The organism is Streptomyces sp. NPDC056600 (assembly GCF_042792855.1).
In the GTDB taxonomy this organism is placed as follows: domain Bacteria; phylum Actinomycetota; class Actinomycetes; order Streptomycetales; family Streptomycetaceae; genus Streptomyces.
In genome coordinates, this window is the sequence record NZ_JBHTVQ010000059.1 from 14,632 (window position 1) to 28,119 (window position 13,488).

Consider the following 13,488-nt stretch of genomic DNA (forward strand, 5'->3'; position numbering starts at 1 on the left):
GGGTATGCGCGGACTCCTCTCTTCCACATTCGCCCCCTCCCTCACCTCCTCACTGGGCATCACCTGCGCGACCACGCTGGTCGTCCCGCTCGCCGTGGTGGCGGCGGCCCCCGCCATGGCGCAGGGACCCGCCCTCCGCGCCGTCGCGGCGGAGGCGCGGGACGCCGGCTCCACCCAGTCGCTGCCCCTCGCACCCCTCGCCGGCCGCCGGGCCGCCACCGCCGCCCCCGGCCTGGCCGAGCGGGGCCTCGTCCGGCAGCACGTGCGGCCGTTCTCCCTCCTCGGCGTGGTCTGGGACGACCCGGACGCCGAGTTCCACGGCCGGGTCCAGGTCCGCACCCACGCGGCCGCGACCGGCGGGTGGAGCGACTGGAAGGACCTGGAGACCCACACCTCCGAGCACGGCGCCGACCCCGGCACGGCCGAGAAGGCGGCCCGGGGCGGCACCGCCCCGCTCTGGGTCGGCGCCTCCGACGGCGTGGAGGTGCGGGCCAGACCGGAGGCGGACGCGCACGTCGAGGACGGCGCGGTCCCCGTGCTCCCGTCGGGCCTGCGCGCCGAACTCGTCGACCCGGGCGACGGTTCCGCCGCCGGGGCCCCGGCCGGCCGCGCGGGCGCCCCGGCCCGGTCCGGCGCCGGACCGGAGGTGCTGCCCGCGCTGAGCCGGGCGGCGACCGAACGGCAGGCCGCCGCCCTGCGCGCGGTGACCCCCGACCCGGACGCCACGCCGGAGGCGCCCGCCCCGGCCGACCCGGCCGCCGAGGACGTGGTGGACGAGCCGCTGGCCGCCCCGTACATCGGCCCGCGCCCCGCGATCGTCACCCGCAAGGGCTGGAAGGCGAACGAGGGCCTGCGGGAGCGGGGGTTCGTGTACACCAGCAAGGTCAAGGTGGCCTTCGTGCACCACACCGCGACCGGCAACGGGTACACCTGCTCCCAGGCGCCCTCGGTCATCCGCAGTATCTACCGCTACCACGTGGGCAGCATGGGCTGGCGGGACATCGGCTACAACTTCCTCGTCGACAAGTGCGGCAAGATCTACGAGGGCCGCGCGGGCGGCGTCGCCCGCCCCGTGATGGGCGCCCACACGCTGGGCTTCAACAGCAACAGCATGGGCATCGCCGTGATCGGCAGCTTTGGGTACACCAAGCCCTCCGCCAAGGCCGTGCGCGGGATCGCCCGCCTGACGGCGTGGAAGCTCGGCCTGCACGGCATGAACCCGAAGGGCAAGACCTATCTGAAGTCGGGCGGTGGCAACCGCTACCGAAAAGGCAAGAATGTACGACTGAACACCATCTCCGGGCACCGGGACGGATTCGCCACGAGCTGCCCGGGCGGCCGCCTCTACAGCAAGCTCGGCAAGGCCCGGACGACCTCGGCCCGTTACCAGGGACGTTGACGCCGGGGCGTGGGGGGCCGGCCGGCTCCTGACGCTCGCACAGCCATCGAACGGTCTGCGTACACTGGCCGGCCGACATCAAGATCGGCCGGTCCCGGCAGGAAGCAGAGACGACAGGTGACAGAAGCGATCCTCCTGGTCGGCGGCAAGGGCACCCGGCTGCGCCCGGTGACGGTGAACACGCCGAAGCCCATGGTCCGCGCGGCCGGGGTTCCGTTCCTCACGCACCAGTTGGCCCGGGCCGCCGCGGCGGGCGTGGAGCACGTGGTGCTCGCCACGTCCTACCTGGCCGAGGTGTTCGAGCCGTACTTCGGCGACGGCTCCGCGCTGGGCCTGCACCTCGAGTACGTCACCGAGCGGGAGCCGCTGGGCACCGGCGGCGCCATCCGCAACGCGGCGACCCGGCTGAGATCGGGCCCCGACGAGCCCGTCCTCGTCTTCAACGGCGACATCCTCACCGGCCTCGACATCCGCGCCCTGGTCCGCACCCACGCCGCCGGCGGGGCGGACGTCTCCCTCCACCTCACCAAGGTCGCCGACCCGCGCGCCTACGGGCTGGTCCCGACCGACGCCACGGGCCGGGTGACGGCGTTCCTGGAGAAGCCGCAGACGCCCGAGGAGATCGTCACCGACCAGATCAACGCCGGCTGCTACGTCTTCCGGCGCTCGGTGATCGACACCATCCCGGCGGGGCGGCCGGTCTCCGTCGAGCGGGAGACCTTCCCCGACCTGCTCGCCGCGGGCGCCCACCTGCAGGGCATGGTCGACTCCACCTACTGGCTGGACCTCGGCACCCCCGAGGCCTTCGTCCGCGGCTCGGCCGACCTGGTCCTGGGCCGCGCCCCCTCGCCCGCCGTGCCCGGCCGCTGCGGCGACCGGCTGGTGCTGCCGTCGGCGGTGGTGGCCGCCGACGCCAAGCTCACCGGCGGCACCGTGGTCGGCGAGGGCGCGCAGGTCGCCGGCGGCGCGCGGATCAGCGGCTCGACCATCCTGCCGGGCGCGGTGGTGAGCCCCGGCGCGGTCATCACCGACTCCCTGGTCGGCGCCGGCGCGCACATCGGCGAGCGCACGGTCCTCACCGGCGCGGTGATCGGCGACGGCGCGTTCGTCGGCCCGGACAACGAGCTGCGGGCCGGGGCGCGGATCTGGTGCGACGCGCGCATCCCCGCGGGCGCGGTGCGGTTCTCCTCCGACGTGGCCTGACCGCCCCGTCCACGCCCCCGGGGTCCGCCGCGTTCTCCGGGGGCGCTCCGACTCACGCCCCGCCCGGGGCCCGCCTGCCGGTTCTCCTCCGCGAGGGCCTACGTGCCGGTCCCGCTGCGTGCGGGCCTGCGTGACTGTCCTCTTCGGCGCGGGCCCACTCGCCCGGCCCTTCCCGCGCGAGCCTACGTGCCCGAGCCGCTGTGTGCGGGACCACGTGACTGTCCTCTTCGGCGCGGGCCCTTTCGCGCGCCCCGCTCCGTGCGGGCCCGCGTGACCGTCCCGTTCGCCACGGCCCCGCATGCTCGCCCCGTTCGCCGCGGGGGCGCGGGGGCGCGGGCCGAGGGGCGTCACGTGACGCCCCCGGGGTCACCAGACGCTGATGTCGCTCCGTCGCATCTTCGGCGCCCGCCGCGCGGGCGTCCGCCCGCTGAGCAGCACCAGGCGGGCCGCCCGGTGCCGCTGGCCGGCCGCCGCGTACGGCTCCAGCAGCCGCAGCATCGCCTCGTCGTCGGCGTCCCGGTCGTCGGCCAGCGCGTGACCCACGATGCCCGGCAGGTGCAGGTCGCCGGTGGTCACCGCGTCCGCCGCTCCGTGCGAGCGCTGCACCACCTCGGCCGAGGTCCACGGTCCGATGCCGGGCAGCACCTCAAGCCGGGCCCGGGCCGCCGCGGGCGGCATGGCGGCCGCCTCCTCCATCCGCTCGAAGACCCGCACCGCCCGCAGGATCGTCGCCGCCCGCTTGTCGTCGACCCCCGCGCGGTGCCACTCCCAGGACGGCACCAGCGCCCAGGCCCGCGGGTGCGGCATCACGCGCATCCCCTCCGGGGCGGGGCCCGGCGCGGGCTCGCCGAACGCCTGGAGCAGCCGGCGCCACCCCCGGTAGGCCTCGTCGGCGGTGACCTTCTGCTCCAGCACCGAGGGGATCAGCGACTCCAGCACCAGCCCGGTCCGGGTCAGCCGCAGGCCCGGCACCCGGCGGGCGGTCAGCGCCAGCAGCGGGTGGTGCGGCACGAACACCGAGGGGTCGTCCTCCATGCCGACCAGCTCCGGCAGCCGCTCCAGCAGCCACGGCGCGCCCGGACCCCAGGCCTCGCCGCGCACCGTGCCCAGCGAGGGCCGTGCGGTCACCCGGAGCGAGCCGGGGCCCAGCGGCGTGCGGGTGGCCCGCCACACCGCGCCGTCCGGGGTGATCCGGAACGACGGGTCGCCGGCCCCGCGCCGCAGCACTCCGAGCACCAGGGGGAGGTCGACCGGTCCGTCCGGGACCACTTCCCGGACGGCTCCGGGCACCTCGGCCTGCCGGGGGACACCGCCGCCCCGGGGCGCCCGCGGCGCGAAACGTCCTGCCATGCCCCCGAGGGTACGGGCCGTCCGGAGCCGCCCCGTGCTCCCGGCGGCGTCAGCGCACCGTGAGGAAGGTCTCCGCGTCCCGCTCCGCCCGCGCGCGGGGCTCCCCGGCCGGATGCCCGACCGCGACCGCCCCCATCGGGTCCCAGCCCTCGGGCAGGTCCAGGACCTCGCGCACCACGTCCCGGCAGAACATGGTGGACGACACCCAGGCCGAGCCCAGCCGCTCCCCGGCCAGCGCGACCAGGAAGTTCTGCACGCCCGCGCCCATGGCGACCACGAACATCTCCCGCTCCGCCCCGTCGCGCCGGGCGTCGCCGTAGTGGTGCGAGCCCTCCATGACCAGACAGGGCACCACCAGGTACGGCGCGTCGCGCAGCACGTCGCCGCGTCGCACCCGCTTCGCGATCGACTCCTCGCTCTTGCCGTCCCGGCGCAGGTCGGCGATCCAGGCGTCCTTCATCGCGTCCAGCAGCCGGACGCGCGACTCCTCGCTCTCCAGCAGCACGAACCGCCACGGCGTCGTGTGATGCGGAGCGGGCGCGGTCACCGCCGCCGCCACGGCCCGCCGCACCGCTCCGGCGTCGACCGGCTCGTCGGTGAACGCCCGCACGGTGCGCCGCTGCGCGACGGCCTCCCGTACCGCCTCGGAGGTGCCCAGCCGGAACATGTCGTCCCGGGCCGACCGCACGAGCGCCCGCGCGCCCGCGGCGTCGCCCTGGCCGCCGACGAGGTGGGGGAGCCCGCGCACCACGGCCACCGGCCGCCCGGCGGCCTTGCCCTTGACCAGGTCGCCCGCGGCCGCGAGCTCGTCCGCGAGGGCGACCACCGTCGCGGAGAGCGGGTTGCCGAACGCGTCGGTCCCGCCCCGCAGGTCGTCCAGCACCCGCACCCCGGCCGCGCCGATGCCGACGTCGGTGAGCCCGTTGCGCCACGGCCGTCCGAAGGTGTCGGTGACGACCACGCCGACCTCCACGCCGAGCGCGGCCCGCAGGCCCTCCCGGATCGCGCGCGCCGAGGCGTCGGGGTCCTCGGGCAGCAGCAGGACCGTCCCCGCGGGGGTGTTGGAGGCGTCCACGCCGGCCGCGGCCATCACCAGCCCCTGCCGGTTCTCCACGATCCGCAGCGTGCCGCGCCGGGCGACCACCCGGACCGTCTCGGCGTCGATCGCGGCCTCCCGGTCGGCGGCCGCCATGATCCGGCCCTCCGCCTTGGAGACGACCTTGGAGGTGACCAGGACCACGTCGCCGTCCGCCAGGTCCGGCTCCGCGGAGGCGATCAGCTTGGCGAGGTCGTCGCCCTCGCGGACCTCGGGCAGCCCCTCGACCGCCCACACCCTGAACTCCGGCCGCTCGGCCCGCCGCTCGCCGCTCACGCCTCCCGCACCTCCTCGGCGAGGGCCAGCGCCTCGCGGGCCATCGCCGCGGTGGCGTCCAGGTCCGTCATCATCAGCGGCACGGCCCGGCAGCGGATGCCCGCCGCCTCCACCCGCTCCACCGTGCCGGCGTCGACCGTGTCGACCAGCCAGCCGTCCAGCAGCCCCGAGCCGTAGTGCTCGGCGACCGCCGCGGCCGTGGCCTCCACGCCCACCGCCGCCAGCACCTTGTCGGCCATCCCGCGCACGGGGGCGTCCCCGACGATGGGGGAGAGGCCCACCACCGGCACCCCGGCCTCGGCGATCGCCTCGCGGATGCCGGGCACGGCGAGGATGGTGCCGACCGAGACGACCGGGTTGGACGGCGGGAAGAGGATCACGTCGGCCCCGGCGATCGCCTCCAGCACACCGGGCGCGGGCTTGGACTGCTCGGCGCCGACCGGCACGATCGCCTCCGCCGGGACCGAGGCCCGCAGCCGCACCCAGTACTCCTGGAAGTGCACCGCGCGCCGCTCGCCGTCCTCCAGGGTCACCGCGACATGGGTCTCCACCCGGTCGTCGGACATCGGGATCAGCCGCACGCCCGGCTTCCACCGGTCGCACAGCGCCTCGGTGACCGCGCTCAGCGGGTAGCCGGCCTCCAGCATCTGGGTGCGGACGATGTGGGTGGCGAAGTCACGGTCGCCGAGCCCGAACCAGTCGGGGCCCACTCCGTAGGCGTTGAGTTCCTCCTTGACGTGGAAGGTCTCGTCGGCCCTTCCCCAGCCCTGCTCCTCGTTGATGCCGCCGCCCAGGGTGTACATCACCGTGTCGAGGTCCGGGCAGACCTTCAGCCCGAAGAGGTGGATGTCGTCCCCGGTGTTGCCGATCACGGTGACGTCCGCCTCGGGCGCCGCCGCCTTCAGACCACGCAGGAACCGGGCACCGCCGATGCCGCCTGCCAGAACCACAATGCGCATGCGCCCCAGTCTCGCAGGCGCGCCCCGGTGACCGGCAGGCGGCCACGGGCGTGCGGCGGCGCGTCAGACGGCCGCCCGGGCGCCGGGGCGCGCGGGCGTGTGCATGGGCATCTCGGTCAGGCCCGGGAAGTAGACGTGCAGGCTGACCGCCGGTTCCAGGGAGTCGTTGACGATCTCGTGCACGTAGCCCGGGGCGAAGACCCGCTGGGCGCCCGTCCCCAGCGTGCGGCGCGCGGGACCGGAGCGGCCGCCGGCGGCGCGGTGCTCGGTGAGGGCGCCGTCCAGGACGGTGAGCACGCCGGAGGAGGCGCCGTGGTCGTGCAGTCCGGTGCCCTGGCCGGGCAGCCAGGACAGCAGCCACACCTCGTACCCCGGCCCGGCCTGCACGCGGTGGTACCAGCGGGTGGTGGCGTCGTACCGGACCAGGTGCTCCCACCGGGCGCGGTCCGCGGCGACCGTCCGGGAGAGCCCGACGAAGTCGGCCACGGTGGAGGGGTGTTCGGGCTGCGGCCGGAGCAGGTGGAGGACCTCGAGGATGTCGCCGGCGATCTGCAGGTCGCTGTCGCTGTTCATGGGTGCGCTGTTTCCTGGGGCGAGGAGGGCGGTGGGGGGTGTGCGGCGCCGCCCGTGCCGGGTCCGGGTCACGGACCGTGACGGCTGGGCCCGGGTGCGGGCCGCGGAAGGCGGTGGGGACGAGGCGTCCCGGAAGGGTGCGCGTGGCCGGCCCGGGGGTCGTCGGGCGGGCTACGGCCGGAGCGTCAGAGGCTCAACAGCCGGTGCGGCGACAACAGCGGCGAACGAGAGCAGCACCGAGGAACCCGAGAGAACGGGCCGGGGCGGATGCCGAGTTCGCGAACATGCCCCACAGCACAGCGGCTCACACCTCGGGTGTCAACCTGGCCACGCGCGAATGGGACGAACTTCACCTTCTGGGGTCGTCTTGAGAGAAGGAAGGTTTGTGCCGCGTGCGGCCGGGACACATGGCGCACAACCGGTCGCGTCAAACCTGTCGGTGCCGATCGCCTCCTGGCGAGCCCTGATCCTCCTGTGATCGAGCTCACCGGGCGGCGTCTGCTGAGCCAATGTCAGCCCGTGGAAGTTCAGGATGATTTGAACACTTTCGACGGGACCTTGGTTCCGCAGGGTGAATAAGGGGCTCAATAGCAGATCCTGGCTTGACTCGCCCGGAGCGGCACACTTGTAATTTCACTCGTGTCGTTCGGCCACAGTCAGTAACGGCCGAATCACACGGGGACATCACGGGGACGCGGAAAGACAGACGAGGGGCGCAGCATGACCGAGCTGGTGCAGCAACTGCTGGTCGACGACGCGAACGAGGAGCTCGGCTGGCAGGAGCGCGCGCTGTGCGCCCAGACCGACCCCGAGTCCTTCTTCCCGGAGAAGGGCGGCTCCACGCGGGAGGCCAAGAAGGTCTGTCTCGCCTGCGAGGTGCGCTCCGAATGCCTGGAGTACGCGCTCGCCAACGACGAGCGCTTCGGGATCTGGGGAGGGCTCTCCGAGCGGGAGCGCCGCAGGCTCAAGAAGGCCGCCGTCTGACGGTCCGGACGCCTCCCGGCGACCGGACAGACGGCACAGTTCGTTCCACAACGTACGGCCCGTCGCCCGTGGTTCTCCACAGGCGGCGGGCCGTTTGTCGTGCAGCCGTTAGTGTGGCTCTCCGTCCGAGACGCCACGCCGTCACCGGCCGAGGCCGCAGCCTCCGGGCTGCCGCCTGCGCCGGGGGTGGGGGCGTCCACCGCAGTCCATCGAACCGGGGCCTGTACCTCGATGACCGTGCACAGCCAAACGGCAGTCCCTCAGGACGCCGCCACTCCCGAGTTCCCGCGCCATGTGGTCACGGCGGTGCTCGTCGCACACGACGGCGCCCGCTGGCTCCCCGAAGCGCTCGCGGGGCTGCTCGGCCAGGAGCGTCCGGTCCAGGACGCCTTCGCCGCCGACACCGGCAGCGCCGACGACTCCGCGCGCCTGGTCACCGAGGCGCTCGGCCCCGACCGCGTCCTGCACCTCGCCCGGCGCACCGGCTTCGGCCAGGCCGTCGACGAGGCGCACCGCACGGCGCCCGTCCTCACCCCCGAGGACCTGCCGTACCTCAAGAGGCCCAGCGGCTGGGACCCGGCCACCCGCAGCTGGCGGGACGACGCCTACGACCTCCCCGACCTGCCGCACGGCGAGCCGGTGCACTGGCTCTGGCTGCTCCACGACGACTGCGCGCCCGCCCCGGACGCCCTCGCCCAGATGCTGTCCGTCGTCGAGCGCGAGGCCGAGGCCGGCCGCGCCGTCGCCGTCGTCGGACCCAAGCTGCGCGGCTGGTACGACCGCCGCCAGCTCCTCGAGACCGGCGTCACCATCGCCAACAGCGGCCGCCGCTGGACGGGCCTGGACCGCCGCGAACAGGACCAGGGGCAGCACGACTTCGTCAAGCCCGCCCTCGCCGTCTCCACCGCCGGCATGCTGATCCGCCGCGACGTCTACGAGGAGCTCGGCGGCTTCGACCGCAGGCTGCCGCTGATGCGCGACGACATCGACCTGTGCTGGCGCGCCCAGTCCCGCGGCCACCTCGTCCTGGTCGCCCCCGAGGCCGTCGTCCGGCACGCCGAGGCCGCCTCCCGCGAGCGCCGCGACGTCGACTGCGTGGGACGCACCGTCGCCTCCCCGCACCGCGTGGACAAGGCCGGCGCCGTCTACACCCTGCTGGTCAACAGCCCCGGCTCCGCGCTGCCCTGGGTGCTCCTGCGCCTGGTCGTCGGCACCGTGCTGCGCACCCTGGGCTACCTCGTCGGCAAGCTCCCCGGACAGGCCGTCGACGAGATCCGCGGCCTGCTCGGCGTCCTGCTGCGCCCCGAGCGGATCCTCGCCGGGCGCCGCCGCCGAGGCCGCCCCGAGGTCCCCAGGAGCGAGCTGAAGGAGCTCTTCCCGCCCCGCGGCGCCACTCTGAGGGCCACCCTCGAACAGGCCGCGGGCAGCCTGACCGACCGCTCCGACCCGGACGCCACCACCGGCGCGGGCCGGCACGGCGGCGGCGGCGACTCGGACGAGGCGTTCGTCGCGCCCGAGCAGCACGCCCGCCTCAAGCGGGTCGCCCGCAACCCCGCCCCGGTCCTCTTCGCGCTGCTCCTGCTGGTCTCGCTGGTCGCCTGCCGCTCGCTGTTCTCCGGCGGAGCGCTGGCCGGCGGCGCCCTGCTGCCCGCCCCCGACAGCGCCTTCGACCTGTGGGCGGCCTACACCTCCGCCTGGCACGCGGTGGGCGCCGGCGGCACCGGCGCCGCGCCCCCGTACCTCGCGGTGATCGCCGCCCTCGGCACGCTGTTCGGCGGCTCCGCGGGTCTCGCGGTCACCTTCCTGCTGGTCTGCTCGGTGCCGCTGGCCGGCCTGAGCGCCTATTTCGCCTCCCGCCCGCTGGTCCCCTCCCGGCTGCTGCGCGCCTGGGCCTCCGTGGTCTACGCGTTCCTGCCCGCCGCGACGGGCGCCCTGGCCGGCGGCCGTCTCGGCACGGCCGTGCTGGCCATGGTGCTGCCGCTGATGGCCCGCGCCGCGGTCGCGGCGAGCGGGCTCACCGCGCGCGGCGACGCCCGCGGCACCTGGCGCGCCACCTGGGCCTACACCCTGCTGCTCACCCTCACCACGGCGTTCACGCCCATCGTGTGGCCGCTCGCCCTGGTCGTCGGGGTCATCGTGCTCGTGCTGCGCCGCCGGGACCTGGTGCCCTACGCGCTGCGGCTGCTGGCCCAGCTGGGCACACCCCTGCTGGTGCTCGCGCCCTGGTCGCTCTCGCTGCTGCCCACCGGCTTCTTCACCGAGGCCGGCATGGACTTCGGCGTCGGCGCCGCCTCGCCGCTGGACCTGCTCGGCGCCAGCCCCGGCGGGCCCGGCACGGTCGGCGGGCTGCTGCTGGTCGGCATCGTCCTGGCGGCGCTGGCCGCCCTGCTGCGCGACGAGCGCCGCACTCCGGTCGCGGGCGCCTGGGTCGTCGCCCTGATCGCCCTGCTCTTCGCCGCCCTGTCCAACCGCTCCGCCTGGGCCGGCCCGGCCACCCTGGTCTACGGCCTGGCCCTGCTGTGCGCCGCCGCCATCGGCGCGGACGGCGCGCGCTCGCGGGTCGCCGAGCAGAGCTTCGGCTGGCGTCAGCCGGTCGCCGCGCTGATCGGTCTCGCCGCCGCGGTCGGCCCGCTGATCGCGGCCTTCGGCTGGATGGCCGCCGGCGCCGAGGGGCCGCTGGAGCGCCGCGACCCGGTGCAGGTGCCCGCGTTCGTCGCCGAGGAGAGCGGCGACGCCGACCAGGCCCGCACCCTGGTCCTGGACAGCACCTCCCCGGCCCACGTCGGCTACACCCTGGTCCGCGGCTCCGGCGCCCGCCTCGGCGACGCCGACGCGGCGCTCACCATGGGCGACAACACGGTCCTCGACAAGGTGGTCGCCCACCTGGTCGCCGGTTCCGGCGCCGACCAGACCGACGAGCTCGGCGACTTCGCCATCCGCTACGTCCTGGTCCGCCCGGGCGCCCCGCGCGAGATCACCCGCGTGCTGGACGCCACCCCCGGCCTGAGCCGGCTGAGCCAGCAGGACGGCAGCGGCCTGTGGCGCCTGGACCGCGAGGTCTCCCGCGCCGTGGTCCTGCCCTCCGAGGACGCCCCCGCGGGCAAGGCCGAGCCGGTCGCCGCGGGCCCGGTGGACGTGGCCGGCCGGATCCCGGCCGGTCCGGAGGGCCGTGTCCTGCGCCTGGCCGACACCTTCGACGACGGCTGGACCGCCACCGTGGACGGCGCCGGGCTCACCCCGGTGAAGCTCGACGGCTGGGCCCAGGGCTTCCGGCTCCCGCCCGGCGGCGGCGCGCTGGAGGTCACCCACGAGAACGCGCTGACGCACACCGTGTGGCTGGGCGCGCAGGGCCTGCTCGCCCTCACGCTGATCGTGCTCGCCCTCCCGGGCCGCCGCCGCGACATCGACGACGACCTGCCCGACGAGGCCCCCGCGATCACCGCGGAGGACCTGGAGGGCGACGGCCGCCGGGCCCGCAGGCTGCGCGCCCAGGCCGAGGCGGAGGCCGCCGCGCAGGACCCCGCCGCACAGGAGCCCCCCGCACAGGGGGCCGCCGTGCCGCACCAGCAGTCCGGCGAGCCGTACCCGGGCCCCGCCGGCGCCCGTGCGGACGACGGCCGTCCCGGCGACGACCGGCCCGACCTGCCCGCCGAGGAGGCCTACGCCGCCGCGGCGCAGCCCGGCGGCGGCCACGGGAACGGCGGCTGGCCCGCCGACGCCTACGACCCGTACGGCCACACCGCCGGCGACCCCGCGGCCCCCGCGGGCGGCGGCGAGTACGCAGGCGGGTACAGCGGCCCCTACGGCGACTTCGTCGCCGGGGAGGCGTACGCGCCGGACCCCGACACCCAGGGCCACCGGCAGGACGGCCAGGAGTACGGCGGCCCCTACGGCCAGGAGTACGGCCAGGAGTACGGCGCCGGGTACGGCCAGGACCCCTACGGCCACGACTACGGCAGTGAGCGTCCCGACGGGAGCCAGCAGTGAACCGCACCATGTCCCTGATCGCCGGAACGGTCGCCCTGGCCGCCGTCACCGGCGTCGCCGCGCTGACCGCCCCCGAGGCGCCGTCGGCCGAGGTGGCCCGGGCGGCCGCCGAACGGCCCGTGGAGCGCACCAAGCTGCTCTGCCCGTCGCCCAGCCGCTCGGACATCGCGGAGACGCTCTACACGGCCTTCAGCCCCGTCACCGAGGGCGCCGCCGACGGAGGCAAGGCGGAGCTGGTGCCCGCCGCCCCGCCCGGCGGCGCCTACGACGGCGACGAGGGGCAGGACGGCGAGGACGGCGGGAACTCCGAGGAGTCGGACCGGTCCGGGGAGTCGGAGAAGTCCGGGGACGACGGAAAGCCGAAGGACGCCGCCGCCTCCGACAAGCCGGTGATGAAGCTCAAGGAGCCCGGCAAGCCGGTCACCCGGGAGGCCTCCGGCGGCGAGGAGGACGCGCTGCTCGGCACCGCCGACGGCCGCTTCGCCCCCGGCTGGGCCGTACAGCAGACCACCACGGTCGCCGTCGGCTCCGGCCGCGGCCTGCACGGCGCCGCCTGCACCGTGCCGGACACCGACTTCTGGTTCCCGGGCGCCAGCACCGCCGAGTTCCGCACCGACTACGTCCACCTGACCAACCCGGACGACTCGGCAGCCGTCGTCGACATCGAGCTCTACGGTCCCGAGGGCCAGCTGGAGACCTCCATCCCCGACGGCATCACCGTGCCGCCGCTGGGCAGCGAGCGCGTCCTGCTCTCCACCCTGACCGACCAGCCGCTGCCCGACGTCACCGCGCACGTCGGCGTCCGCAGCGGACGGGTCGCCGCCCAGGTGGAGGCCCTCGACACGGGCAACGGCGGCGACTGGATCGCCCCCGCCGCCGAACCGGCGGGCTCGCTGGTGCTGCCCGGCATCCCGAAGGACGCCACCTCGGTCCGCCTGATCGCCTACGCGCCCGGCGACTCGGACGCCGACCTCACCGTCCGCCTCGCCTCGCCGAACGGGGCCATCACCCCGGCCGGCCACGAGTCCCTGCACGTCAAGGCGGGCATGACCGCCTCCACGGACCTCAAGGACGTCACCCGCGGCGAGGCCGGCTCGCTGCTGCTCACCCCGACCGGGCGCGACGTCCCCGTGGTGGCCGGGCTCCAGGTGGTACGCGGCAAGGGCGGCAAGCAGGAGACGGCGTTCATCCCCGCCACCGAGGCCGTCGCCACCCGCGCCACCGCGCTCGGCAACACCGCCAAGGGCACCACGCTCTCCCTGGTCGCGCCGACCGAGGACGCGACGGTGAAGGTCACCTCGTCCGCGGGCAGCGAGGGCGGCACCGGCGACTCCCGGACCTACAAGCTGAAGAAGGGCACGACCACCGACGTGGAGCTGCCCGTGCCGAGCGGCCTCAAGGGCACCTACGCCCTGGTGGTCGAACCGGTGTCGGGCGGGCCGGTGTACGCGTCACGCACGATGGTGAGCAGCCTGGGCGGCATCGCCGCGTTCACCGTGCAGACCCTGCCCGACGACCGCGGCCGGGTCGCCGTCCCCACGGCCGAGCAGGACCTGACGGTGCTGCAGAACTGACGGCGCCGCGGAAGTGACGGCGCCGCGGAAGTGACGGCGCCGCGGAAGTGACGGCGCCGCGGAAGTGACGGTGCCGCGGAACGCGCC

At 75.6% G+C, this 13,488-nt stretch carries 9 protein-coding genes; 5 read left to right on the top strand and 4 right to left on the bottom strand.

What is annotated here, in order from left to right; all coding sequences use genetic code 11:
- Window positions 1-4 precede the first annotated feature (4 nt).
- Window positions 5-1,399: a peptidoglycan recognition protein gene (locus ACFRAV_RS25130; protein ID WP_382558518.1), complete on the top strand. Its 1,395-nt coding sequence runs from the start codon at window positions 5-7 to the stop codon at window positions 1,397-1,399.
- Between the two features lie 117 nt (window positions 1,400-1,516).
- A complete protein-coding gene (locus ACFRAV_RS25135) occupies window positions 1,517-2,602 on the top strand; it encodes a sugar phosphate nucleotidyltransferase (protein ID WP_382558519.1) in 1,086 nt (361 codons plus the stop codon).
- A 366-nt stretch (window positions 2,603-2,968) separates the two neighbouring features.
- On the opposite strand, the gene ACFRAV_RS25140 is transcribed toward ACFRAV_RS25135, so the two are convergent.
- From ACFRAV_RS25140 to ACFRAV_RS25155, 4 genes are all read right to left on the bottom strand, one after another.
- Window positions 2,969-3,952 carry a DNA-3-methyladenine glycosylase family protein gene (locus ACFRAV_RS25140; RefSeq protein WP_382558520.1) on the bottom strand — a complete coding sequence of 328 codons (984 nt, stop codon included), beginning with the start codon at window positions 3,950-3,952 and terminating at the stop codon, window positions 2,969-2,971.
- Window positions 3,953-4,001: 49 nt separating this feature from the next.
- Window positions 4,002-5,324 carry a coenzyme F420-0:L-glutamate ligase gene (locus ACFRAV_RS25145; RefSeq protein WP_382558521.1) on the bottom strand — a complete coding sequence of 441 codons (1,323 nt, stop codon included), beginning with the start codon at window positions 5,322-5,324 and terminating at the stop codon, window positions 4,002-4,004.
- A complete protein-coding gene (gene cofD, locus ACFRAV_RS25150; RefSeq protein ID WP_382558522.1) occupies window positions 5,321-6,283 on the bottom strand; it encodes a 2-phospho-L-lactate transferase in 963 nt (320 codons plus the stop codon). Before cofD ends, ACFRAV_RS25145 begins: the two co-directional genes overlap by 4 nt.
- A 63-nt stretch (window positions 6,284-6,346) precedes the next feature.
- Window positions 6,347-6,856 carry a cysteine dioxygenase gene (locus ACFRAV_RS25155; protein WP_382558523.1) on the bottom strand — a complete coding sequence of 170 codons (510 nt, stop codon included), beginning with the start codon at window positions 6,854-6,856 and terminating at the stop codon, window positions 6,347-6,349.
- A 720-nt stretch (window positions 6,857-7,576) separates the two neighbouring features.
- Here ACFRAV_RS25155 and ACFRAV_RS25160 point away from each other — a divergent pair.
- The 3 genes from ACFRAV_RS25160 (at window position 7,577) to ACFRAV_RS25170 (ending at window position 13,401) form a co-directional block, all read left to right on the top strand.
- Complete coding sequence (locus ACFRAV_RS25160) at window positions 7,577-7,840, top strand: WhiB family transcriptional regulator (RefSeq protein WP_108951581.1); 264 nt, start codon at window positions 7,577-7,579, stop codon at window positions 7,838-7,840.
- 231 nt (window positions 7,841-8,071) lie between these two features.
- On the top strand, window positions 8,072-11,827 hold the full coding sequence (locus ACFRAV_RS25165) for a glycosyltransferase (RefSeq protein WP_382558524.1): 3,756 nt from the start codon (window positions 8,072-8,074) through the stop codon (window positions 11,825-11,827).
- Window positions 11,824-13,401: a DUF5719 family protein gene (locus tag ACFRAV_RS25170; protein WP_382558525.1), complete on the top strand. Its 1,578-nt coding sequence runs from the start codon at window positions 11,824-11,826 to the stop codon at window positions 13,399-13,401. The genes ACFRAV_RS25165 and ACFRAV_RS25170 overlap by 4 nt, the downstream gene beginning before the upstream one ends.
- The last annotated feature ends 87 nt before the right edge of the window (window positions 13,402-13,488 follow it).